At 51.0% G+C, this 23,531-nt stretch carries 23 protein-coding genes; 6 read left to right on the plus strand and 17 right to left on the minus strand.

Annotated features, from left to right (window positions below):
* Positions 1-410 precede the first annotated feature (410 nt).
* A complete protein-coding gene (locus AT687_RS07560) occupies positions 411-1,577 on the plus strand; it encodes a glycerate kinase (protein ID WP_014319177.1) in 1,167 nt (388 codons plus the stop codon).
* On the opposite strand, the gene AT687_RS07565 is transcribed toward AT687_RS07560, so the two are convergent.
* The gene (locus AT687_RS07565; RefSeq protein ID WP_014319178.1) at positions 1,547-1,975 is read right to left on the minus strand and encodes a hypothetical protein; all 429 of its coding nucleotides are present in this window, start codon (positions 1,973-1,975) and stop codon (positions 1,547-1,549) included. The two genes, AT687_RS07560 and AT687_RS07565, sit on opposite strands and share 31 nt — an antisense overlap.
* 31 nt (positions 1,976-2,006) lie before the next feature.
* On the opposite strand from AT687_RS07565, the gene AT687_RS07570 reads away from it, so the two are divergent.
* The 3 genes from AT687_RS07570 (at position 2,007) to AT687_RS07580 (ending at position 7,235) form a co-directional block, all read left to right on the plus strand.
* A complete protein-coding gene (locus AT687_RS07570; RefSeq protein WP_014319179.1) occupies positions 2,007-3,335 on the plus strand; it encodes a DUF4921 family protein in 1,329 nt (442 codons plus the stop codon).
* A 43-nt stretch (positions 3,336-3,378) separates the two neighbouring features.
* The gene (locus AT687_RS07575; protein ID WP_014308481.1) at positions 3,379-4,683 is read left to right on the plus strand and encodes an amidohydrolase; all 1,305 of its coding nucleotides are present in this window, start codon (positions 3,379-3,381) and stop codon (positions 4,681-4,683) included.
* 122 nt (positions 4,684-4,805) lie between these two features.
* Positions 4,806-7,235, plus strand: a complete 2,430-nt coding sequence (locus AT687_RS07580) for a glycogen/starch/alpha-glucan phosphorylase (protein ID WP_014319181.1) — start codon at positions 4,806-4,808, stop codon at positions 7,233-7,235.
* Positions 7,236-7,300: 65 nt separating this feature from the next.
* Here the strand turns inward: AT687_RS07580 and pyk are convergent, their stop codons facing one another.
* The 14 genes from pyk to hisD form a co-directional block, all read right to left on the minus strand.
* Entirely contained in the window at positions 7,301-8,722 is a 1,422-nt protein-coding gene (pyk, locus tag AT687_RS07585; protein WP_003852060.1) for a pyruvate kinase, read from the minus strand.
* Between the two features lie 209 nt (positions 8,723-8,931).
* A complete protein-coding gene (lgt, locus tag AT687_RS07590; RefSeq protein ID WP_014319182.1) occupies positions 8,932-9,783 on the minus strand; it encodes a prolipoprotein diacylglyceryl transferase in 852 nt (283 codons plus the stop codon).
* Between the two features lie 70 nt (positions 9,784-9,853).
* Positions 9,854-10,660: an indole-3-glycerol phosphate synthase TrpC gene (trpC, locus tag AT687_RS07595; RefSeq protein ID WP_014317981.1), complete on the minus strand. Its 807-nt coding sequence runs from the start codon at positions 10,658-10,660 to the stop codon at positions 9,854-9,856.
* Between the two features lie 118 nt (positions 10,661-10,778).
* A complete protein-coding gene (locus AT687_RS07600) occupies positions 10,779-11,408 on the minus strand; it encodes a TIGR02234 family membrane protein (RefSeq protein ID WP_014308485.1) in 630 nt (209 codons plus the stop codon).
* A 46-nt stretch (positions 11,409-11,454) separates the two neighbouring features.
* Complete coding sequence (hisI, locus tag AT687_RS07605; protein ID WP_003852067.1) at positions 11,455-11,805, minus strand: phosphoribosyl-AMP cyclohydrolase; 351 nt, start codon at positions 11,803-11,805, stop codon at positions 11,455-11,457.
* 21 nt (positions 11,806-11,826) lie between these two features.
* Complete coding sequence (gene hisF / locus AT687_RS07610) at positions 11,827-12,603, minus strand: imidazole glycerol phosphate synthase subunit HisF (protein WP_014303603.1); 777 nt, start codon at positions 12,601-12,603, stop codon at positions 11,827-11,829.
* A 90-nt stretch (positions 12,604-12,693) separates the two neighbouring features.
* Positions 12,694-13,479 (minus strand): inositol monophosphatase family protein, encoded by a 786-nt coding sequence (locus AT687_RS07615; RefSeq protein WP_010935153.1) that lies wholly within the window; start codon positions 13,477-13,479, stop codon positions 12,694-12,696.
* Positions 13,476-14,204, minus strand: coding sequence for a bifunctional 1-(5-phosphoribosyl)-5-((5-phosphoribosylamino)methylideneamino)imidazole-4-carboxamide isomerase/phosphoribosylanthranilate isomerase PriA (priA, locus tag AT687_RS07620; protein ID WP_021335101.1), 729 nt, complete (start codon positions 14,202-14,204; stop codon positions 13,476-13,478). The genes AT687_RS07615 and priA overlap by 4 nt, the downstream gene beginning before the upstream one ends.
* Before the next feature lie 97 nt (positions 14,205-14,301).
* Complete coding sequence (gene hisH, locus AT687_RS07625; RefSeq protein WP_014319183.1) at positions 14,302-14,934, minus strand: imidazole glycerol phosphate synthase subunit HisH; 633 nt, start codon at positions 14,932-14,934, stop codon at positions 14,302-14,304.
* A gap of 66 nt (positions 14,935-15,000) precedes the next feature.
* Positions 15,001-16,413 (minus strand): MFS transporter, encoded by a 1,413-nt coding sequence (locus AT687_RS07630; protein ID WP_014319184.1) that lies wholly within the window; start codon positions 16,411-16,413, stop codon positions 15,001-15,003.
* A 168-nt stretch (positions 16,414-16,581) separates the two neighbouring features.
* Positions 16,582-16,797: a hypothetical protein gene (locus AT687_RS07635; RefSeq protein ID WP_014319185.1), complete on the minus strand. Its 216-nt coding sequence runs from the start codon at positions 16,795-16,797 to the stop codon at positions 16,582-16,584.
* A gap of 2 nt (positions 16,798-16,799) precedes the next feature.
* A complete protein-coding gene (gene hisB / locus AT687_RS07640; RefSeq protein ID WP_014310582.1) occupies positions 16,800-17,408 on the minus strand; it encodes an imidazoleglycerol-phosphate dehydratase HisB in 609 nt (202 codons plus the stop codon).
* 81 nt (positions 17,409-17,489) lie between these two features.
* Positions 17,490-18,590 carry a histidinol-phosphate transaminase gene (locus tag AT687_RS07645; RefSeq protein WP_014310583.1) on the minus strand — a complete coding sequence of 367 codons (1,101 nt, stop codon included), beginning with the start codon at positions 18,588-18,590 and terminating at the stop codon, positions 17,490-17,492.
* A gap of 38 nt (positions 18,591-18,628) precedes the next feature.
* Positions 18,629-19,960 (minus strand): histidinol dehydrogenase, encoded by a 1,332-nt coding sequence (gene hisD / locus AT687_RS07650; protein ID WP_014310584.1) that lies wholly within the window; start codon positions 19,958-19,960, stop codon positions 18,629-18,631.
* A gap of 351 nt (positions 19,961-20,311) precedes the next feature.
* Between hisD and AT687_RS07655 the strand changes: the two genes are divergently transcribed.
* The gene (locus AT687_RS07655; protein ID WP_014310585.1) at positions 20,312-21,358 is read left to right on the plus strand and encodes a YbjN domain-containing protein; all 1,047 of its coding nucleotides are present in this window, start codon (positions 20,312-20,314) and stop codon (positions 21,356-21,358) included.
* A 3-nt stretch (positions 21,359-21,361) separates the two neighbouring features.
* Here AT687_RS07655 and AT687_RS07660 read toward each other — a convergent pair whose 3' ends face one another.
* The gene (locus AT687_RS07660) at positions 21,362-21,922 is read right to left on the minus strand and encodes a hypothetical protein (RefSeq protein ID WP_014319186.1); all 561 of its coding nucleotides are present in this window, start codon (positions 21,920-21,922) and stop codon (positions 21,362-21,364) included.
* A gap of 174 nt (positions 21,923-22,096) precedes the next feature.
* A complete protein-coding gene (locus AT687_RS07665) occupies positions 22,097-22,759 on the minus strand; it encodes a hypothetical protein (protein WP_014310587.1) in 663 nt (220 codons plus the stop codon).
* A gap of 116 nt (positions 22,760-22,875) precedes the next feature.
* Here AT687_RS07665 and AT687_RS07670 point away from each other — a divergent pair, with 116 nt between their 5' ends.
* On the plus strand, positions 22,876-23,529 hold the full coding sequence (locus AT687_RS07670; RefSeq protein WP_014310588.1) for a TetR family transcriptional regulator: 654 nt from the start codon (positions 22,876-22,878) through the stop codon (positions 23,527-23,529).
* Positions 23,530-23,531 lie beyond the last annotated feature (2 nt).

Consider the following 23,531-nt stretch of genomic DNA (forward strand, 5'->3'; position numbering starts at 1 on the left):
TACCTCCTCAGGAACGTGGTCTCCGAAATTAAGGACTATGCCCCTGCAGCTATCTAGCCGCTTGAGCTATGTCCGTTTTCGGCCGGTGTGTTATCCAGCAAGTGAGACTCTACACAAGCAAAAACAAAATTCCTATTGAACTATCGAAAGTTAACCAAATTCTTTCCCCACCCCACTCCCCTACGCGTAGATATAAATGCATTTAACTGCGATAATAGCGAAACCCTTGAGGCTAAAAATTTTTGACCGATAGCCTCAAAAATCCAAAAATCTTCCAAAAAATCAGGAGGTTTCAATCGAATAGTAGAAATCTTGTCGGCTTGGTATCTACAAGCGTCCCCGTACAATGTTTAGGATCAATACTCCACAATTCTACTACTACTGTCACCCCAAAATGCACAAGGATAGGTATGCCCCACCCCAATCGCACGTTCAAGATTGTGATCGCTCCAGATTCTTTTAAATCCACCGCTACCACTTCACAAGCTGCAGCTTTTATTGCGGAAGGCATTCAAGCAGCCGCTCAAAGCAACGAGTGCGAAGGCATAAACGTTGAGATAACAACGGTTCCCATGGCGGACGGTGGCGAAGGTACGTCGTCATGCTTCGAAGGAATCGACATCACGCTTCCGACAACAGATGCCAATGGCCGACTCACCGAAGCGACTTATCGTTTCGACCCACAATCGGAAACTGCGTACATTGATGTGGCAGCAGCCTCCGGATTACCTGCAGTAGAAGATGAACTTCGCCCGCTTACTGCAGATACTTACGGCACCGGTGTCCTTATTGCGGATGCACAAACTCGAGGTGCTCGACGCATTGTATTGGGACTAGGCGGAACTGCCACCACCGATGCCGGAACCGGAATTTTAGTGGCATTAGGTGCAACACCTATGAATAAGCAAGGCCTGCCCCTACGCCAAGGCGGTGGAGCCCTCGGCGAGCTTGATTATCTCGACACCGCCCAAGTAAACATCCCTGCGGCTGCCATGTCGTGGGTACTGCTTACCGACGTTAACTCCCCTGCAACTGGTCCTGAAGGCACAGCACATACCTTTGCTGCCCCAAAAGGAGCCTCCGCGGAAGACATAGCCATGTTAGAAAACGGGATCGCAACAATCTGTGCTGTTTCCGGTGTTGATCCAACAACCCCAGGTCTAGGTGCCGCAGGCGGACTTCCCATTGGAATCACATGGCTTTCTAGCCTTATCCATGGCAACAATAACAATGTGGTTATCATGCCCGGCGCGCAGGTGGTTGCCAACGCATGCAATCTTGAAGAACACATTGCGAATGCCGATCTCGTGATTACTGGTGAAGGCCGCTTGGATCATACTTCGTTTAATACCAAGGTCGTTGGCACTATCGCCCGTCTCGCAGCACAGCATGACGTAGACATGATGGTTCTTGCCGGTAGCGTAGAGCCTAGTTGCTCTCAACAATTCGATCATTTATCGATGACAGCAGTCGAGCTACCTGACTTCAAGGAGCATTTGAGCGTGCGAGATCAGATCCGTTCCGCAGCGCAACAGGCCTTTACTACTTATGCGCTGACAAAAACGGTCCAAGGATAAGCTGCTGGAACTTCGTAGCGTTGCTCGTCTGTGAAGTCGAGTGCATCGTTACTCAAGCGTGCGGCGGGGGTGAGCAGGCGCGAATATGTCATTGCCGTCTCGTTGAGTGATCCGTTCAAACCATCAACCACGATGGTAAATCGCTGGAGGGATAACTCATCGAGCGCTACGACGTCATCGCTGAGCTCATCTGCGGTTTCCGCACCTCGATCGCGCAGATATGTAGTGGTTAGTTCTTCGCGAACACTGTCTGGTTGAGGAGATTGCGGTTGATGATCCACGTGCGCGCTGTGCACTACGTTGTCTCGCACCAGCAGCGCTGTGAGAGCGTCGATACGCTCGATAAGATGACGGGCTGCAGGTTCGTCAATTAAACAGTCAAACACAATCCTAGGCATGTGCTTAGCCTAGCGAATATCCTTGAAAGATATGAACGGCCACATGTACTCTCACCCCACCGCTATCCAGACAATGTCTGATGGAACCATAAAGCAGGTCAACCCGTTTTCGGGCACGGAGGTGTGGACAGTCCCAGGCCGTGGCCATAGACCACTATCTACGCCACAAGGGAATATCACTCCGATTACACCAAGTGATCACTCAAATACTTGCGCTTTTTGTTCGGATCGTTATCTCGATACTCCGCCTGAAAAGGCTCGTATCGTTCGTGACGATGACGGCTGGACAATACTTCGAGGAGTGTTGCCGGATCGTTTGCACGATTCAGTTCCTGCGTTTCGTAGGGTTTCTAATCTGTTCGAAATTGTTTCTTATGATTACTGGCGCAACAACTACGGCTTCAGTATGGATCTTGAAACCACAGATTGGATGCAGTCCTATATCAGCACCGAAAAAGGCCGAGAGCATGTGCTTGCCACGGTGCGCACAAAACTCCAGGCCGCAGGAATACAGGAAATGCCTGACGACGCCACCTTGTTCCCCCAAGGCGAAGCATTTTTCGGAGGCGGCCATGACCTCATCATCGGACAACGTCATTTTGTCCCTGATGCAACACAAAGTGATCAGCTCGCGTCTGCTGGGACGCTGAGTCCGGACGAGCATTTTGCCTTTATTTTCTTTACTGTCGACGCACTGCGCGAAGCTTATCAGCGCAATAGGTATGCACCCTATGTGGCAGTATTCCAAAACTGGTTAAAGCCAGCTGGCGCATCCTTTGACCATCTGCATAAGCAGCTTGTTGCCATCGATGAGCGTGGCGTGCATGGGGAAACGGAAATAGCCAAACTACGCAATTACCCCAACATGTACAACGAGTGGGCTGTTGACTACGCAGGCCAGCGCAATTTGATCATCGCGGAAAATGATCATGCAGTCTGCTTTGCTGGTTTTGGTCACCGTTATCCCACATTGGAAGTTTTTTCTCGTTCGGCTACCCCTGAGCCATGGTTACAAACGAATGAAGAAATTAAGGCGATGAGTGATCTCATTCATGCATGTCATGCTGCAGCTGGCCCACACGTTCCGTGCAATGAAGAATGGCACCACAAGCCTATCGATCTTGATATCGCAATGCCATGGCGAGTGATGATCAAGTGGCGCGTATCAACACTGGCAGGTTTTGAGGGAAGTACCAAGGTGTATCTCAACACTTTGTCTCCGTGGGATGTCCGTGATCGGGTCGTGCCTCGACTTTATGAGCTCAGAGACAGTGGTGCCATCGATGGTTCTATTCGGATTGCCACCGAATGTTCCGTGCGTCGAAATAGTCTTTTGTACAACAAAAATCTCAACATGTAGCGCAACTACAGCGAGTTATATGCTTTCCCCTATGGTGGAGTTTATGACTTTTAACGAAGCCAAATCTTCCACTATGAAAACAGTGCTCGCACACAGTATGGAACGCTTAGAGTGGCAGCGCGACATATATAAGCGCATGCACCAGCATCCAGAATTATCGGGCACCGAGCAGTGGACCGCCCAAATGATCTGCAACGAACTGGATCAATTTGATTGCAAGGTCACTACCCATATTGGTGGCTATGGAATTGTCGCTGTTTTTCACAATGGCGACGGCCCTTGCGTTCTCATGCGCGCCGATTTCGATGGTTTGCCAGTACTAGAGCTCACGGGTGCCGAGTTTGCGTCGACACGCAAACAAGATCGCAATGGCACTTTGGTGCCCGTCATGCATGCTTGTGGTCATGACATGCATACCACTGCGCTTTTGGGATGTTGTGCAGCCCTGAATGCTCATCGCGATGCGTGGTCAGGAACGTTTGTGGCATTGTTCCAACCATCGGAAGAAAATGGTCAAGGTGCCGCAGCCATGGTCGCCGACGGATTAGGCCGCGCAATCCCGCGCCCCGATGTCTGCTTTGGTCAGCACATTGTGCCAGGACCTGCTGGCCAAGTGATGACAATGCCTGGACCTGCACTCGCGGCCTGCGATTCTATTGAGATAATTATCACGGGCCGCTCCGCACACGGTTCCATGCCCCATAACGCCATAGATCCCACATATATTGCCTCGATGATCGTGATTAGATTGCAAGGAATTGTCGGGCGTGAAATCCCACCAGACCAATTCGCAGTCGTGTCTGTGGGCACGTTAGAGTCAGGAAATTCGAATAACACCATTCCAGGTACAGCCCGCATTGTTGTGAACTGTCGCATGTACGACGAGGGGGTACGCGATACCCTCTACTCCGCAATTGAACGCGTCGTACGTGCCGAGTGCGCAGCCCAGTCGACAACCGTCGATCCAACATTCAGGTACTTCGCACACGGCCCCTTGACCAGTAACAATAGTGAAGTCTTTGCTGCGGTTAGACCACAACTCGACGCCCACTTTGGCGATAAGTCAACACAAGCAGAAAAGTGGACAGCGTCGGAAGACTTTTCCAACATTCCGGACGCATTTCAGGCACCATATCTTTTTTGGACAGTCGGTTGTACCCCTCAACAACAATGGGAAGCTGCGTGTGAAGCAGGCACCATCGATCAAGACATTCCTGTGAACCATTCAGGAACGTTCCTGCCAGATTTTGTCCCGACAGTCACCTCGTCAACGCAAGCTGCAATTATTGCCGTACTCAGTTATCTCACCCCAGATACTCACCCTCAAAGTGACTTAGCCCATAATTAGGTTCCGATCGGAATGCCCATTTGGCTCCGAGAACACAAAACAGACAAGTAAGATAGCACTTCGAATAAGTACATCGTAAGTGTCGTACTTATAGAGCATAAGAAATACTTTTAGGAGTAGGTATGAGCAAACATCGCTCCCCCGAAACAGGACACGTGTCCACCTCGGTTTCCCACCCTGCCTGCGCTGATATGAACATCGCCGGCTACGTCCGTGCAGCATCAGGCACTGCCCCCGCAGATGCAACCGACCGCAAGTTCTGGTTCGGACTCTCCGCTGCAGTCATGCAGCAACTAGCCGACAATTGGGATGCCACAACCAAGGCATATAGTGCAACGCGCCAGCAGCACTATTTTTCTGCGGAGTTCCTCATGGGACGTGCACTTCTCAATAACCTCACCAACCTAGGCTTAGACGAGTCCGTCGCCGAAGAGGTTCGTAACAACGGCCACGAACTCGCCGACGTACTCGAAGCAGAAAACGATGCAGCACTAGGCAATGGTGGTCTTGGACGCCTAGCAGCATGCTTCCTCGATTCATGCGCTACCCAAGACTTCCCAGTTACCGGCTACGGAATCTTGTACCGCTACGGCCTGTTCAAGCAGACCTTCGACAACGGTTTCCAAACCGAGCACCCTGATGCATGGCGCGAAGATGGCTACCCCTTTACCATTCGCCGTGACGATCAACAGCGCACCGTCACATTCGACGACATGGTTGTCCGCGCTACCCCATACGACATGCCAATCACCGGCTACGGCACCGATAACGTAGGTACACTGCGCCTATGGAAGGCCGAACCAGTAGAAGAATTCGACTACGACGCCTTTAACTCACAGCGCTTCACCGACGCAATCGTTGAACGCGAACGAGTCATGGATATTTGCCGTGTCCTCTACCCTAACGACACCACTTACGCCGGCAAGGTGCTGCGTGTACGCCAGCAGTACTTCTTCGTTTCTGCATCCTTGCAGCAGATGATCGACAACTACATCGAGCATCACGGCACTGACCTACGTGACTTCCACAAGTACAACAGCATTCAGCTCAACGACACCCACCCGGTGCTCGCCATCCCTGAGCTCATGCGCCTGCTTCTTGATGAACACGACATGAGCTGGGACGATGCTTGGGCAGTAGTTCAAGGCACGTTTGCTTACACCAACCACACGGTTCTCGCCGAAGCACTGGAACAGTGGAATGTTTCCATCTTCCAGCAGTTGTTCTACCGCGTGTGGGAAATCACTCAGGAAATCGATCGCCGCTTCCGCGAGGAAATGCAAGCTCGTGGCGTTGACCAAGGCCAGATTGACTACATGGCACCCGTCCAAGACGGCAACGTTCACATGGCATGGATCGCCTGCTACGCAGCATTCTCCATCAATGGCGTGGCAGCGCTGCACACCGAGATCATCAAAGCCGAAACGCTGCGCGATTGGCATGAGTTCTGGCCAGAAAAGTTCAATAACAAGACAAACGGTGTGACACCTCGCCGTTGGCTCAAGATGTGCAACCCACGTCTGTCTGCGTTGCTCACCCGCCTATTGGGCTCCGATGCTTGGGTAACCGATTTGTCCGAGCTGCATAAACTCCGCGAATTTGTCAATGACGACGCGGTGATGAAGGAGCTACTGGAGATCAAGACTGCCAACAAGGTTGATTTCGCCCGCTGGATTGAGGATCGTCAAGGAATCACCGTAGATTCCGATTCCATCTACGACACTCAGATCAAGCGACTTCACGAGTACAAGCGCCAGCTCCTCAATGCCTTGTACATCATGGATCTCTACTTCCGCATCAAGGAAGATGGTGAAACCAGTATCGCGCCACGCACCTTCATCTTCGGTGCAAAGGCTGCACCTGGCTACATCCGTGCAAAGGCTATTATCAAGCTGATCAACGCCATTGCTGAGCTAGTAAACAATGATCCTGAGGTTTCCAAGACGCTCAAGGTAGTGTTCGTAGAAAACTACAACGTTTCGCCCGCAGAGCACATCATCCCGGCTTCTGATGTTTCCGAGCAGATTTCTACCGCAGGTAAGGAAGCATCCGGCACGTCCAACATGAAGTTCATGATGAACGGTGCACTAACTCTCGGTACTCTCGATGGTGCCAACGTGGAAATCCTCGATGCGGTTGGCGACGACAACGCCTACATTTTCGGTGCTAAGAACGAGGAGCTTCCGGAGCTCAAGGCTCACTACAACCCTTACGAGAAGTACGAGACTGTCCCAGGCCTCAAGCGCGTTCTCGACGCATTGGTCAACGGTACTGTCAACGACGACAATTCCGGTTGGTTCCACGACTTGCGCGGTTCGCTTCTCGACGGCAACGGCTGGGAGACTCCCGACGTTTACTACGTCCTCGGCGACTATGCCTCCTACCGTGAGACTCGCGATCGTATGGCCAACGATTACATGTCTGATCGTCTGGCATGGGCTCGTAAATGCTGGATTAACATTTGCGAATCCGGCCGCTTTTCCTCCGACCGCACTATCTCCGACTACGCACGTGAGGTATGGAAGATCGACGCAACGCCGATTAACCACTAGTGCATAACAAATCCACCGTGGAAAGGTTTATCCCCTGACCACGGTGGATTTTTATTATCCAAGGTTTATAGACCGTTGAGGTCCTCACCTAGGTGGTGTACATGGATCATGTTGGTATTGCCTTGGACTCCTGGAGGGGTTCCGGCTACGAGCACGATCATATCGTCTTCGCTGTAGGTATCGAGAGCAAGCAACTGCTCATCGATCGTACGCATCATCTCGTCTGTGTCCTTAACCTCGTCGGTAAGGAAGGTTTCTACACCCCAAGTCAAAGCCAACTGAGAGCGGACTTCTTGGTGAGGGGTAAAGACCAATAGCGGCAGCTGCGAGTGCAAACGGGCAACACGCTTTGCGGTATCACCTGAAGAGGTGAATGCTACAAGTGCCTTTGCATTCAAACGCTCTGCAATGTCGCGTGCAGAGTAGGAAATCACGCCACGCTTGGTGCGTGGAATATGAGCCAAGTTTGGTACGCGGCCATCAATCTCAGCGTAGGAAACGATACGTGACATTGTACGGACAACGTTAGCTGGATCGATACCGACTGAAGTCTCACCGGACAGCATAACGGCATCTGCACCGTCAAGAACAGCGTTAGCTACGTCAGAAGCCTCAGCACGGGTTGGGCGTAGGTTCTCGATCATGGAATCGAGCATCTGGGTTGCCACAATCACAGGCTTAGCGTTTTCACGAGCAATCTGGATGGCACGCTTCTGGAACAGCGGCACCTGCTCCAACGGGCACTCAACACCCAAGTCACCGCGAGCAATCATGATGCCGTCGAAAGCCAATACGATGGACTCCAAAGCGTCCATAGCTTCTGGCTTCTCAAGCTTTGCGATCACTGGGCAACGGCGACCTTCTTCATCCATGATGGCATGAACAAGTTCCACGTCTGCTGGGGAACGGACGAAGGACAACGCGATAATGTCAACACCGAGCTTGAGAGCGAATCGCAAATCAGCAATGTCTTTTTCAGACAAAGCTGGAACAGAAATATCCATTCCAGGAAGGGAAACACCCTTGTTGTTAGAAACTGGGCCGCCTTCTACGACCTCACAAACAACATCGTTTCCATCTACTTCAACACAGCGCAATGCAACCTTGCCGTCGTCGACCAAAAGACGATCGCCAGGCTTCGCATCTTTAGCGAGGTTCTTGTAGGTGGTAGACACACGGTCGTGTGTACCTTCAATGTCATCAACAGTAATACGAACGATTTCACCGTTCTCCCACACCGTTGCGCCATCGATAAAGCGACCGAGACGAATCTTTGGTCCCTGCAGATCGGCAAGAATACCAACAGCGCGTCCGGTTTCATCCGTAGCTTCGCGGACCCACTGGTAATTCTTCTCATGATCTGCGTGGTCGCCGTGTGACATATTCATACGTGCGACATTCATGCCGGCTTTAACCAGTCCAAGAATTCCCTCACGGGAAGCGACTGCCGGCCCTAATGTACAAACAATTTTAGTTCGACGTTCCATGCCCTAAACACTAACCCTGTTAGCGGATCACCGCTAGGAATCGGGCCGTGTGAAAGGCAACTAAATAGCCAGTTGGGTGCCATCACACGCCAAAATCACACACCATAAATGCCCACAAGCGGGCATTTTCGGACATATTCGGACAAAATTCAACGTACCAAAAAATTGAAAGCGATTTCAATCACACTTGACGAATCAGATGTGAAGCTTTAGCTCGAAATGGATTCACGCCCACGTCGTAACGCGAACAAAGCCCCCACTGCTATAGCGCAAACAACCACCGAAACAATCACGTTGATTCGAAGTCCAAACACCATCGTGGCGTCGTCGGCACGCATATTTTCAACAACAAATCGACCCGCAGTGTAGCCAGCCACGTACAGCGCAAATACCCTGCCATGCCCCAACTGGAACTTCTTATCGGCCCACAACAGCACCGCGAAAACTACAAGGTTCCATATCATCTCGTATAAAAACGTCGGATGAACAGTAGCCATCACCTCGCCCGTGGAATGCCCCGTTAGCGGCGCAAATTTCCCCGATGCGTCTACGCGGTAATAGATCTCCAGTGCCCAAGGCACAGAGGTTTCACGGCCATAAAGTTCTTGGTTAAACCAGTTGCCTAATCGTCCAATGGCTTGCGCCAAAATAATTCCAGGTGCGACAGCATCTGCGAACGGAGCAAAAGCAACACCTTTTTTCTTGAGATAGACGTAAACCGCAATGGTGCCAAGCGCTACCGCTCCCCAAATTCCCAAACCACCATTAGTAATTTTAAAAACATCAACTGGGTTGCAATCAGCACAAAAATACTTTTGGTTATCCGTCAGGACGTGATACAAACGACCACCAATGATTCCGGCAATTACAGCGACAATACCCGCATCGATGACCAGATCAGGGTTACCGCCTCGTTGCTGGTAGCGAACTGAACCAATCTTCATCGCAACGAAAATACCAACGATAATGCACAGCGCATACGCGCGAATCGGTACTGGGCCAAGGTGCCATACACCTTGAGGAGGCGATGGAATAGCCGCAAGATATTGGATGTTTCCCACTAATTTTTCTCCACAGTATTTTGGTCTCAGGACAAAGCCACACTGTGGACCATCTTAACCGTTGCTTTCGCTAACGTGAGGGACACGAGGGATGCTGGCCTGCAGCAACCAAGGCACGCGTCGCCCCTCGAGGCGATTGCGCCGTCACGATGCTTTGACCAATCACCACGGCGTCTGCCCCAGCCGAGGCGTAGTCTAAAAGCTCTTTAGCATTACGAACCCCTGAAAGCGCCACTCGGACCACGTCGCTAGGAAGTCCTGGAGCGATCTCACAAAAAGCCGCTCGGTTAAGGGTCATCGTAGAAAAATCTCTCGCATTAACACCGATAATTCGAGCACCAGCATCTAAGGCACGAGATGCCTCCGCAGTATCACGTACCTCGACAAGCGCAGCCATCCCCAGGGACTCCACCCGATCAATCAATGCAACAAGTCGTGACTGCGCAAGCGCAGCTACCCGAAGCGGCACCATATCAGCTCCATAGCAGCGAGCTTCATGAATCTGATAGGGATCAACAATAAAATCGCGACACATAACTGGAACGGACACGTGACGACGAATCTTCGCCATCTCCGTCAAAGACCCATGAAACCGCCGGCGCTCTGTGTGACAAGCAATCAACGCCGCACCGCCGGACTCGAGCTCAAGAGCCAGATCTACCGGCGAAGGAATCTCCGCAAGCAAACCTTGGCCAGGTGCTGCCCTTTTGATCTCCGCGATGATTCCACAGCCACTTGCTAACAATGCCCCACAAGCATCCCTAGGTGGCGCGCACAGACGAGACTGCGCTTTGATGTCCTGGAATGAAACCTGCGCTTCGCGCGCGGCAACGTCTTCCACAACACCAGCGATGATCTCATCGAAGACTGTAACCATAGCCATCCCACAGGGTCTCAAGCGACGTTTGCCACTTCTTAGGCTACTTGTTTGCCTACCAAGTTAAAAAATCATTCGGGTACACGGTCACAATGAAGCATTACCGTAGCCGAATCTACTAGCGATCAGTCGGATCAATATCTGCGTCGATAGCGTCCCAAAGCACGCGCCCCGAATCCGGAGCTTCTTCCAACTCCGACTCGATTTTTTCGTTCCGAGCCTGCTGGCGTTCAAACCGCGATTTTTGCACAGAATCCTGACCCGGATTCATAGTCGCAATAATCGCTGCAATGAGTGCGAAACCCGCACCACACATTGCCAAAATTACTGAAGGCGCCTGCACAGAAATATGTGTGATTTCTGCCCATCCGGTGAGCGCAGCACCGTCTTTCGCATGACCCGTCGCTGCATGCGACGTCAAGATATTTAGCGCACGAGTTGCATCGGGTTCATTGAAAAGTAATTGAACTGGCGCCCACAACCCCCCAGCTGCGGCCACAGCTGAAACTACGGCCACGAAGCGTCGCCCAGCGCTACGCAAGACAAGAATAGCGGCACAAGCAGCTATAAGCACTAAAGCAACAGCTGTCGTCTCCGTGCTCCATGTCGCTCCCAGCATGTCAACTTGTTTTGCACCCGATTTGTCATCAAATGCTTCAACATGCAGCCACGGCATTCGCGAGGAGCCCCACAATACGATTCCTCCGAGTCCGATAGCCAAAGCCGAGACTATCTTCCTACCAGCCATGTGCGTTGCCGCCCTTCCAGCTCACGTTTTTGATCCGTACCAAAAATTAAATGATAACGTCAGCGTCAAAGCAGGTGCGGTCACCTGTGTGACATGCTCCACCTTGCTGAACCACTGTCATCAACACGGTATCGCCATCACAGTCCAATTGCAGACCTGTAACCTGCTGAGTGTGACCTGAAGTAAGGCCTTTAATCCAATATTCGTTTCGGGAACGAGAAAAATACGTGCCCTTCCGCGTAGCAATGGTATACGCCAACGCATGAGCATCCATCCAAGCCAGCATGAGAACTTCCCCATCTGTGGACTGAACAACTGCAGGCACTAACCCAGCACTGTTGAATTTGACTCGCTGCGCGATGCTGGGATCGAGCTCATAGGATGCTGGATCGTCCATGTGATATTCCTTCCTTATGTACTAGCTTCGAACTTCGTAGCCAGCAGCCGCTACCTGCTTTTTCACTTCAGAAATTGTGACTTCACCGAAATGGAAAATTGAAGCTGCAAGAACTGCATCAGCACCACTAGCTATTGCTGGGGGAAAGTCCTCAGGTTTACCTGCACCACCTGAGGCAATCACGGGGATAGATACCGCATGGCGGACTTTTTCAATCAGTTCCAGATCAAATCCACGCTTTGTTCCGTCGCCATCCATAGAGTTCAACAAGATTTCGCCCACGCCCATCGCCTCGCCTTTCTTCGCCCACTCAACAGCATCGATTCCAGCGGAACGAGTTCCGCCGTGTGTGGTTACTTCAAAGCCCGACGGCTGCGGCTTGCCTCCTTCTGGGACTCGGCGAGCATCCACGCTTAAGACGACACACTGAGCACCGAAACGCTGAGAAAGCTCTTGAAGTAACTCAGGACGAGCGATCGCAGAAGTATTCACACTGACTTTGTCAGCACCTGCACGCAGTAGTTGGTCTACATCCTCGGCGCTGCGAACACCACCGCCAACAGTTAACGGAATAAACACTTGGTCTGCTGTTCGCCTCACAACTTCAAGCATGGTTCCTCTGCCATCTTGAGATGCTGAAACATCGAGAAATGTTAGTTCGTCGGCACCCTCGGCATCATAACGAGCAGCCAACTCGACTGGATCGCCGGCATCTTTAAGCCCTTCAAAGTTAACTCCTTTAACCACGCGACCGTTTTTCACGTCCAAACATGGAATGACTCGAACTGCGACTGGCATGGTGTTAGCTCCTTGTGTGAAACAAATTCATAGGGACTTAAAACTGCGTAACTTTTGTCAAACAACAGCCGGAAAAGTAACGCGAGATAGCTATCTCATTGTGTCAATGGTAGCCATCAACACTTCATGGGATTGGGCCGAACCTACAATTACCCCCTGTGAGGTAGGAGTCCACTGATTGCCATCAAGGTCAGTAACTACTCCCCCAGCCGCACGAACAAGCATGATGCCTGCAGCGTTATCCCATAGATTGGGGCTTAGGCTCAAAGCCGCATCAAAAATGCCTGCAGCCGCATACGCTAAATCAATTCCTACTGATCCTGTGATACGCGGCCGTAGATATGTTTGTGCTAGGGCACCTAATAGACCTTGGCGAACAACCGTAGGAAACGACGATTCTCGTGGCGAGGCGATCGATGTGAATCCAACGTGGGAAACATGGCGTTGGTCCCGAGCATTCATTTGGGGTTGAACCTGGCCATTCAGTAACAATGGTGAATCAGCGTACGCACCGAAACGCTGTCCGACCATAGGAACTGAGGTCAGCCCGATAACGGGCTCCCCATCCGCAATGAGACTTATCAATATCGATGACATAGGATTGCCTGCCGCATAGTTGGCAGTGCCATCGATAGGGTCAACCACCCACATGGGTGTTCCTAGCTTTCCACCGTATTCCTCACCAAAAACAGGAATTCCAGTCATCATGACCAGTTGGGTGCGCAGATATTGCTCGATTTTCAGATCCATATCGGTGGCAAAATCACCGCCGTTTTTAAACGTTGTAGGAGCTGAACCTATGCCCTGAATGAATAGACGCTCGGCATCATCGAGTATTGCCTCTGCAATATGATAAAGGTCCCGAACATCGGTCATAGCGCGGCGAGCGCCTCCTTAAGGGTAAAACGGCCTTCATACAGCGCTTTGCCAATAATGGCAGAATCAATACCTTCGTCTTCATATCGCGCAAGCTCCAGCACATCCTCCAAGGTAGAGATACCACCAGAGGCTACAACCTTGGCATCGGTTGCCGCGGAAACGTCGCGAAGCAAATCGATATTTGGACCGCTTAGCGTCCCATCCTTAGATACATCGGTGACCACAAATCGTGTGCATCCTTGGCTATCAAGGCGCTCGAGTACCTCCCAAAGATCTCCACCATCAGAGACCCAGCCATTGCCACGAGTACGCCACTGGCCATCGATATTTCGCACTGCTATATCGACAGCGATGGCATCTCCGTATTCGCCTAGAACTTTCTCGATCCACGCTGGTTTTTCCAAAGCGGCAGTTCCGATGTTGACACGACGCGCACCGGTAGCAAGTGCTCGCTTAAGCGATGCGTCATCACGAATGCCGCCGGTTAGCTCAACGTTAATATCTAGGATTTTCACAACTTCCGCCATCAACTCATGATTCGATCCACGGTTGAAAGCTGCATCTAAATCCACGAAATGTAGCCACGATGCCCCCTGTTCCTGCCATTTCAGTGCAGCCTCAATTGGGGAACCGTACGACTTTTCGGTTCCGGCTTCACCTTGATCCAAACGAACCGCCTGACCATCGACAACATCGACGGCGGGGAGAAGTGTGAAAGTCATAAAGCAATAGTGTAGACGCTTATCCACAACAAGGCTCACCCTAGCGGGGTTGAAGCCCTACCCCACCGAATCCTCAAGCTGTCCCGCATTGCCGGTTTTACAGCAGATCAATCCAATTCCGCAGGAGTTGTGCACCAGCATCCCCAGATTTCTCTGGGTGGAACTGGGTAGCCATCAACGCACCGTTTTCCACAGCGGCAACAAATCGATCAGATTCATGCTGAGCCCACGTTACTAATGGTGCACGTGTTAAACCGTCGCCATCGAACTCCCACCAACGCACACCGTAAGAGTGCACAAAATAAAAACGCGTATCAGCGTCGAGTCCAGCAAAAAGTTGTGAGTCTTGCGCTGCTTCCACCGTGTTCCAACCCATATGCGGTAGAACACGAGCCTCAAGCTTTTCGACGTTTCCTGGCCACTGCCCACATCCAGTAGCAGAGATGCCGTGTTCGTTGCCAGAATCAAACATAATCTGCATACCTACACAAATGCCCATCACAGGGCGTCCCCCTGCCAAGCGCTGACCAATCATTCGGTCACCTTGGACCTCTTTTAGTCCCTTCATGCATGCATCAAAAGCACCCACTCCTGGTACGAGGAGACCGTCCGCAGCCAGTACTACATCCGGATCGTTTGTTACCTCGACTTCTGCGCCAACTCGTTCCAACGCTCGTTGCGCTGAACGTAGATTCCCAGAACCGTAATCGAGAAGTGCCACTTTCTTCATGGTTTCTCATCCTAACTGGTTATCAACCACCATTGCGGGGTGCTCGTGCCGAACTACCCCCACACGTTAATCTGCAACAGACGCCGCTACACGACGCGCACGATGCCGACGTTGCACACCGCGATCAGTTAGCTCTGCGATGAATCCAATAGCTACAAGAACCGTTCCTCCAGCAAAAGCCATGGCATAACCAGCGTGTGCCGCCACCATTCCCAATATGATGGCACCTACACCAGTGCCCGAATCGAACGCCGCATTCCAAATAGTCGATGCCTGTCCAATTTTTTCTCGAGGGACTCGCAGAAACATTTCCAGCAAAGCTTCATTTTGCACCAGCCCGAAACCAGCACCGAACAAGATGGCGGCACAAATCAGTGTTGCCAGTGGCCACCCCAGCGCGAGTACGGCAACGAGCCCAGCTAGGCCTAATGCCGATAAAATCAGACCAGGAATCATCGTTGTTCCTGGACGATTCAATTTGTCAGCTAGCATGCCTGCGAAAAAGCGGAAAATCATTTGCGCAGCGCCCACGATAGAAAGCATGATGCCAGCTAAGGCAGCTCCACGAGCTGGATCGATGTCGCGTACTGAAGCCGGTAAGAAGCTCGAAACTGCTCCATACCCCATAGAAACACTGGCCAATGCCAATGCTGGAACAACTGTCACGATCAAACCGTGTGGCCGTGGACGACGATGAATACGCGCACTGATTTTTGCCCGCGGCTTAGCAGGAATGGCAAATTTTGCTTTTTGGACCACCTTAGAATGAATAATCCGTTGCCGGCGCTCATACTTTAACTCAGCACGTCGCCAAGCAGGGTCGTTGATAGCCACTCCAGCTTCGTCATTTCCTGCCGCATCTGAGCTAGAAGCATCAGATTCCACATTGGGAATTGCTACAGCCATGAACGCAGCAATCAAGGCAATGCCGCCGCCTATAAAGAACACCACATCAAAGCTGTATCCAGCATTAACCAGCAAAAGGCCTGCAGGAAGCGCCACCATTTGAGACGCACCTACTGCAACGCCGAGTAACCCCGAGGCTTTGCCGAGCATGCCTGCTGGAACTATTTCCCCAATAAGCGCATATTGAGCAACACACAACGAACCAAATCCGATACCACGAATTGCCGCAACGATCAGTACAGAAGCTGGATCGAGTGATACTGCATACCACAACGACGGCAAACCGAGAAGTAGCGCTGCAACAATCATGACCGCTCGATACCCAAAAGCATGGATCAAACGAGAAGTGCATATTTGAGTCAGCACTGTAATAGCCATGAAGGTAGCAGTAGTCGCTCCCGCAAGCGCATCCGACTGCCCTGAGGCAATCACTGCCAAAGGAATAACTGGCAGCATGAGCGAAAACGCCGCGAAAGCTGCTGCAACGGCAATAAGTGTTGAGGTAAAACCTGGAACTTTCCATGGTTGTGTAGGCGCTGCAGGCTGGATGGAGGTAGCTTCGAGTGTTTTCACAGGCTCCTTCCTTAGAGGTCGACGAGGATTAAAGGACTATTGAGTATGGGGGAACAAAATAGAAAGGCTGAGAAGTTACTTCCCAGCCTTAACAAATTTTTATCGCTACTTCGAGCCTAGCGCGAGGTATATAAAAGTCAACCGAGTCCCCCTACTACAGCCTACTGGCTACTGATAGATACCTACCGCCCACACGACGCCACCTGCTGCAGCCATTGCAGCGAGAACTCCGAGAACAATCACCATGAGCCTGTTATCGGCTTTATATGCGGCCCAAGCTCCACCAACTAATAAGCCAGATACCAAAAACAACACGTACACCATCAAAAAACTTGCTGGTGGGATTGTAGACTGAGCTACAACCGAAGTGTGGATTGCGGTCACGTTTATAGCGCTCCTTTAGTTGAGGGGATTCCAGTGAGACGGTCATCGGGACCGACTGCTTCACGGATCGCTCGTGCGACAGCTTTAAATTCAGCTTCGGTGATGTGATGCGGATCCCGACCGTAGTGGCATAATACGTGCAATGTAATTTTTGCGTTAAGCGCCAAAGATTCAAAAAAATGCTCATTTAAGACGGTCGGATAATGACTACCGATAACAGAATGCACTAGGTAATCAGGTTCGCCTTTGGTGACAAAGTAGGGACGCCCAGAAAAATCGACGATGGCTTCACACAACGTCTCATCCATTGGTAGCTGGAAAGAGCCGAATCGTTTAATTCCGCGTTTATCTCCTACAGCTTGTGCTATTGCCTGTCCCAGCACAATCGCGGTGTCTTCCACTGTGTGGTGGGCGTCGATGTGTGTGTCTCCTGTGGCCTTAACCTTCAAATCAAATGCACCATGGACTCCAAAGGCAGTAAGCATGTGATCGAAAAAAGGTACACCAGTGTCAATTTCGACCGTGCCTGTTCCATCGAGATTTATTTCGACGCGAATATCTGATTCGCTTGTGACACGAGAAATTGAACCAATTCGAGGTTGGGTTGCCATAGTTAAAGGTCACCATGCTTTCTGCGTTTTAGAGTCTAAAATGTTTGTACTGCATAAAAGGTAAACCCCACTTTTATGCGATTACAGGAATTGTTGGGCTACCTCTCCAGCAGCTTTGAGGAAAGCATCGTTTTCTTCCGGCAACCCGACCGTGGCACGAAGATAACCAGAAACAGACACATCGCGGATAAGCACTTTACGATCGAGAAATGCCTGCCACACGGCGTGCTGATCTTCAAAATGCCCAAAGAATAAGAAATTAGATTCGCTAGGCACAATTTCAAATCCGAGTTCGAGCAAACCTTGCTGGACTCGCTTTCGCTCCGCTACGAGTTTTGCCACGGTGGCTAAAGTTTCTTCGCTATGCCGCAACGCTACAATGGCCGCTGCCTGCGATAGCTGCGAGAGGTGATAAGGAAGTCGAACGAGCATCACGGCATCGATGAATGCCTTATGAGCGACAAAATACCCTAATCGACCACCAGCAAAATCGAAGGCTTTACTCATTGTTCGAGAAACAACCAACTTGGTGGGATAGTTTTCCAGCAAGGAAATAGCACTAGGCTGTTCCGAAAATTCTGCATATGCCTCATCCACGATGACGATTCCCGGCGCGACATCTAGGATCTTTTGGATCGTATCCAGCGAGGTCACATCGCCTGTGGGATTATTCGGGGTAGTCACAAAGACGATATTGGGCTGATGAGTAGTAATCGCCGCCAGTGCTGTATCTACATCGATGCGAAACTCCTTATCGCGGGGGCAGTTAATAAATGTAGTTTGAGTTCCTTGCGCCAAAATAGGGTGCATTGAATAACTTGGCTGGAACCCCAAAACAGTTCGACCGGGGCCGCCGAATGCTTGTAACAATTGTTGCAAGACTTCGTTTGAACCATTGGCAGCCCACAATTGCTCATAGGTCACTGGTACGCCAGTGCACTTTGTAATGTATCGAGCAAGCTCGGTACGAAGTTCTACAGCGTCGCGCTCGGGATAACGGTTCAGGTTACTCGCTTGCTCAGCAACGACTCGGGCGAGTTCTTCGACGAGCGCTTCAGAGGGCGGGTAGGGATTTTCATTTGTATTGAGGCGAACATCAACGTCAAGTTGTGGTGCACCATAAGCGGATTGGCCTCGTAGTTCTTCCCGAATAGGAAGATCATTCAGCGTTAGATCTTTCATGGGTTTACTGCATTCTTTCCGTAGTTTTTCAGTGAGACCTAGTTGCCAAGATTTTCAAAGCGCGTACGAATTGCTTCGCCGTGTGCAGGAAGGTCCTCGGCATCAGCCAAGGTGATCACGGTGTCGGAAATTTCTTTAAGTGCCACCTCGTCGTAGTAAATAATGTTTACTGGCTTGAGGAAGGTATGCGTAGAAAGTCCGGAGCTATAACGAGCGCTTCCAGAGGTTGGCAGTACGTGGTTCGAACCCGCTGAGTAATCCCCTAGCGGTACCGGAGAATATCCGCCAACAAATATTGCACCAGCATTTCGAATTTGTTCTGCCACCTTGTGGGGCTCTGCAGTGTGAATTTCCAAGTGTTCCGCAGCGTATGCGTCTGCCACTATAACGGCGGTCGGAAGATCGTCGACAAGCACGATGCCTGATTGCTGGCCTTTGAGCGCCTCAGATACGCGATCTGCGTTGCGAGTGACACTGTAGCGGGCAGCGACTTCCTCATTAACGCGCTGTGCCAACTCTTCGGAGTCCGTGATAAGGACCGAAGCAGCAAGAACATCATGTTCAGCTTGGCTGATGAGATCATAGGCGATCCAGACTGGGTTCGCCTGCGCGTCGGCAACGATAGCGATTTCTGTTGGACCAGCCTCAGAGTCGATGCCCACTACCCCGCGCACCAAACGCTTGGCAGCGGTGACAAATATATTGCCAGGGCCAGTAATCATATCGACCGGTTCTAAGACTTCAGCACTATTTTGCTGGGTATCATCGCCATAAGCCAACAATGCCACTGCTTGAGCACCGCCCGTAGCCCAAACCTCAGTTACTCCCAAAAGCTTAGCTGCGGCCAAAATAGTGGGGTGAGGCCATCCACCGTGATCTTTTTGTGGAGGAGAAGCCACAACTAATGATTCCACTCCCGCTTCTTGAGCGGGGACGACGTTCATAATAACGCTGGAGGGATACACAGCATTTCCACCAGGAACGTAGAGGCCAACACGAGATACTGGTATGAACTTCTCTGTAATTGTTGCGCCATCACCAAAGGAGGTGGTGTGTTGGGCTGGAAATTGCTCGGAGTGAACTGCACGCACTCGGGCGATCGATTCTTTCAGTGCCTCAATGACATTGGGGTCCAAGCTGTCCAGTGCCTGATCGATGACATCTTGCGGCACTCGAATTGATGGTGGGCGAACGTGATCGAATTTTTCTCCATAATCAAGTGCGGCAGCAGCACCTCTATTCTTAACGTCGGTAACCACTGGCTCGACGATCGGTAATACCGAATTAATATCCGTTCCGCCTCGTGGCAATGTTCTACGCAGCTCACTTGTGGTGGGAACGTGTCCGCGGAGATCAATCACATTCAACATAATTTTACGTTTCCTCAATATTTTTCGATGTTTTCCGTAAAAACACCGCCTACGATGGGACTAAAGCACACATTATATGCAGCCATCTCCACAACAAGGCGTATGGAGCACCCCCGTCATGGTGAAAAGCCATCACGAGGCCACACTCCATGAAAGTTTTCACGGCCATTTTCGCCTCACTCGTTGTATTGGGTCATTCTATCGTTGTAGATGCACCTGCATAGAGATATTTTTCTGCTTCTACCCCCTAATCTCGGTAGCGCATCCCTTCATGTTTCAATGATCTGCCAGCTGCTAGACTGCTAAAGTTCTCACGGATTATTCAATACACAAGGAAAGAAGGTGCAAGGGGTGGGCACACATTCAAACGATCCAACATTAGGGGTTCAATTTTCTTCTGTTTCCTGCAATCCCATCACTATGCACAGTGTGGAAAACATCCTGACACGACTTGGTTTCGTCCATCGCCGGATTATGGTGCACCACAGCAGCGTGATCGAAATCGAATGGCGCGAATATAGCCTCATTGTTGGCCTCGTCAATGAAAACGCTTGTGGAACAATCACTGAAGTAGACACTCATCATCAGGATTCAGCACAGGCTAATCCGCAATTGATTGTCGAGGGCTTTTTAAACGGCCAGTTACCATTAGATGAGTTTTCTCGGGTTGCAGAAAGTGTGAACTCGTGGAACAACGAGCGCGTCAGCCCGTCGGCACGCATTCGTGTTAATGATTCTGGATCGCTTTCTGTTGCTTTTAGGTCAAGCAACTCTGTTTCACTTCCGCAAACTGACTTGCAATTGGCAGAGTTTTTGCAGCTTGCAAGCGATGCCACTGCCCTTGCAGTTCGCACGTTCCTCGATGATTTTGCTGCATTGTCAGTAGACCACCAGCAGTTGTTCAATGCGCATCTCTATGAGGATGCTTCTTCTGATTTTTTCGATCTGGGAGACGGCACTTCAGATGTGCCCTCTTTGGTCACGATGGACAGAATCTCTCCAATTATGGAAGAGATCACTTCCACTGCAGATTCTTTGGAGGTGTTATATGCACCAATTTGGCATTCCGAAGCCATGATTGCCTGTGATCTAGAGTCCGGCCCTACCATCATGATGTGGGCGGAGTGGGATTCTGGGTTACAGCGCAGCGATTTTATGCGGATATTTCTTATTTGTAATCGTTGGAATGATGAAGCGGTTGCCACGAAAGCTTTCATCGCGAATAAAGACGAGACGCTTAGAATTCGTGTAGAAACTCATATCGATGCTGGTGGCGGCCTTACCGACACGCAGCTGACTACGTTTCTCTCCGAGGGGTTTAACGCATTGATGCACAGCATCTCACAATTAAAAAGCCCCAAGTACGGGCTTTACGACGCCCCTCCGCATCAGGAATAACGCTTAGCTATCGGTATTACGGTTATCGGCTGAAACATTGTCATCGTCGCTTTGGTCATCGATATTAATGAATAGCGATAGCCAAAAAGCACACCCGGCAACGAAAGGTGGCCACATCACTGCGTTGGCCCCTAATGCAACAGGCGGCGCGAAACGGATGACTGTTCCGGGGAGGAGCTGGTCAGCATCAGTCGTGTGATGGATGAGCGAAGCAACCATGTCTCCGGTGGTGGCGAGGATCAATCCGCCGATAAGTGTCCATAACAAGAGCCACATCATGATGCGCACTTGATGGTTATGCGAACGCACTTTCCGCGCAAGGATATACGTGATGGCTAGGGAAAGAATTCCCGAAATGACAATAAATTGCGCGAGAGAAAGAAACTCCACGTTTACTTCCGTGCCAACGCGCATTTGGTTATCTTCCACGATTTCCGCTGAATATGTGGGGCGAAACCATGCCCATACAACTCCTGTGCCGGCGAATAACAAAGACACCATCACGACAATCGCTGAATACCACTGCGCCGAATGAAGCCACGGGCGAAAGCGTGATGTGACCACGCCACTTCCTTGTTTTTCTGGGAGTGGATCAACATTCTCCGAAATGTGCGGAGCTGTCGAGGTGGTTGAAGTTTTTCGCATGAGACACAGGGTACCGTGCCTGCCGGATCGATCAAGAATGTGTATGCGTGCTCTGTACCAATCAGGTGACAGAGCACGCGTGCACTGCGGGGATTAGTCGCAGAACGTCCATCGGCCGTTTTCGCGAGCAAAGCGCTGAACCGCAGAATTTGTCTGGCCATCTGCCGTCGAGGTCACTGTCGCAGATGCAGAATCACCATTGACCTGAATATCAGTCACGGAATCGATAGTAGGACGTGCGTGAGCGTACTGAGGGAAATCCGCCAATGGAACGTCAGGGATCTGGTCGATATTCATCGCTGCAAGCCCGCCATTAGCTTCAAGGTAACGTGCGCAGGTGTTCTGAGGAATGTACCCCATAAACTGACGCACCGTGGTGGCGTTCATTATGCCACGCACAAGACCTTCGATGGCCTGTTGATCTTCAGCACTCGCAGGTGCGCCATCGGCAACAGGGGCTTGCGGAATGAATGAAATCTCTGGGTTGTCGATCGGTCCAGGAGCCGGCTGTCCAGGCGCCGGTTGCCCGTTTTCTGGCGCTGGCGCAGGCGCAGCTGATTCTGGTGCAGGCGCATCAGATGGCTCGCCAGGTTTTGCGCTTGCAGACTTTGAGGTCGACGCACCGGTTGAGGTCTTATTTGCCGACGAATCCGAGCTATCTCCATCGGAACCACAAGCTGTTAGCACCATGACACCGGCGGTAGCACAGGCAAGAACGGGAAGCTTAAGGATGGAAAGGTGAAGACTAATCGACACTGAGTATCTCCTCTGTGATCTGGGTTTCGTCGTGGGGTGCCACGAAGATTTGTATTCGACTCTAGCTTTTAATACAAAAGTTGGCCGATCGATGTATTCGTTACGATGTTAATCGGATGATCATTCACATACATTACGGTGTTAGTATCGCCTACGACACGTTGTGTCATACATGGACCGCGTTCCCCCATCACGAGCAACCGAATCAGGATAGGCTGACTGCTGTGCAATTAAGTAAAGAGTCCATCATTTCTGCAAGCCTCGATATTTTGGATTCCTATGGTCTAGCCGACATGACAATGCGAAGGCTTGCAACTCACCTAGGCGTTGCCCCTGGAGCTTTGTACTGGCATTTTAAAAACAAACAGGCATTAATTGATGCCATTGCTCGCCACATCATGGCACCGCTTATCGACGCCTCCCCTTCGGCTTATCATCATGACATCCCTTCGTTAGCATTCGACGTTCGATCCTTGATGTTGCGTCACCGAGATGGGGCCGAGCTTTTGAGTGCCGCACTGACAGACGCGTCGTTACGCAACGATATTATTTGCGTCGTTTCGGCCATTCTCGGCGGCTGCGACAAAGCCTACATCGGCGCATCAACATTGCTGAATTTTATTCTTGGTTCCTGCCTCATCGAGCAATCCGAGGTACAGCGTTTGGAAGTTGAATCTGGGACAGCTACAGCCGTTAAGAACCACGATCAACTCTTTATGAGCAGCCTTGAGATTATTATCGTTGGATTGAAAACACAGGGGTTTTCCTAAAA

Origin of the sequence: Corynebacterium diphtheriae, assembly GCF_001457455.1 — a bacterium.
GTDB lineage: Bacteria > Actinomycetota > Actinomycetes > Mycobacteriales > Mycobacteriaceae > Corynebacterium > Corynebacterium diphtheriae.

What these genes read in the sequence shown, in the direction of transcription:
- hisB (WP_014310582.1), bottom strand. Translation starts at nt 17,408, where the DNA reads ATGGCAACCCAACCTCGAATTGGTTCAATTTCTCGTGTCACAAGCGAA.
- AT687_RS07565 (WP_014319178.1), bottom strand. Translation starts at nt 1,975, where the DNA reads ATGCCTAGGATTGTGTTTGACTGTTTAATTGACGAACCTGCAGCCCGT.
- hisD (WP_014310584.1), bottom strand. Translation starts at nt 19,960, where the DNA reads ATGTTGAATGTGATTGATCTCCGCGGACACGTTCCCACCACAAGTGAG.
- AT687_RS07580 (WP_014319181.1), top strand. Translation starts at nt 4,806, where the DNA reads ATGAGCAAACATCGCTCCCCCGAAACAGGACACGTGTCCACCTCGGTT.
- hisI (WP_003852067.1), bottom strand. Translation starts at nt 11,805, where the DNA reads ATGGACGATCCAGCATCCTATGAGCTCGATCCCAGCATCGCGCAGCGA.
- hisH (WP_014319183.1), bottom strand. Translation starts at nt 14,934, where the DNA reads ATGAAGAAAGTGGCACTTCTCGATTACGGTTCTGGGAATCTACGTTCA.
- AT687_RS07670 (WP_014310588.1), top strand. Translation starts at nt 22,876, where the DNA reads ATGATCATTCACATACATTACGGTGTTAGTATCGCCTACGACACGTTG.
- priA (WP_021335101.1), bottom strand. Translation starts at nt 14,204, where the DNA reads ATGACTTTCACACTTCTCCCCGCCGTCGATGTTGTCGATGGTCAGGCG.
- hisF (WP_014303603.1), bottom strand. Translation starts at nt 12,603, where the DNA reads ATGCCAGTCGCAGTTCGAGTCATTCCATGTTTGGACGTGAAAAACGGT.
- AT687_RS07645 (WP_014310583.1), bottom strand. Translation starts at nt 18,590, where the DNA reads ATGAAAGATCTAACGCTGAATGATCTTCCTATTCGGGAAGAACTACGA.
- AT687_RS07575 (WP_014308481.1), top strand. Translation starts at nt 3,379, where the DNA reads ATGACTTTTAACGAAGCCAAATCTTCCACTATGAAAACAGTGCTCGCA.
- AT687_RS07615 (WP_010935153.1), bottom strand. Translation starts at nt 13,479, where the DNA reads ATGACCGATGTTCGGGACCTTTATCATATTGCAGAGGCAATACTCGAT.
- pyk (WP_003852060.1), bottom strand. Translation starts at nt 8,722, where the DNA reads ATGGAACGTCGAACTAAAATTGTTTGTACATTAGGGCCGGCAGTCGCT.
- AT687_RS07570 (WP_014319179.1), top strand. Translation starts at nt 2,007, where the DNA reads ATGAACGGCCACATGTACTCTCACCCCACCGCTATCCAGACAATGTCT.
- AT687_RS07560 (WP_014319177.1), top strand. Translation starts at nt 411, where the DNA reads ATGCCCCACCCCAATCGCACGTTCAAGATTGTGATCGCTCCAGATTCT.
- AT687_RS07600 (WP_014308485.1), bottom strand. Translation starts at nt 11,408, where the DNA reads ATGGCTGGTAGGAAGATAGTCTCGGCTTTGGCTATCGGACTCGGAGGA.
- trpC (WP_014317981.1), bottom strand. Translation starts at nt 10,660, where the DNA reads ATGGTTACAGTCTTCGATGAGATCATCGCTGGTGTTGTGGAAGACGTT.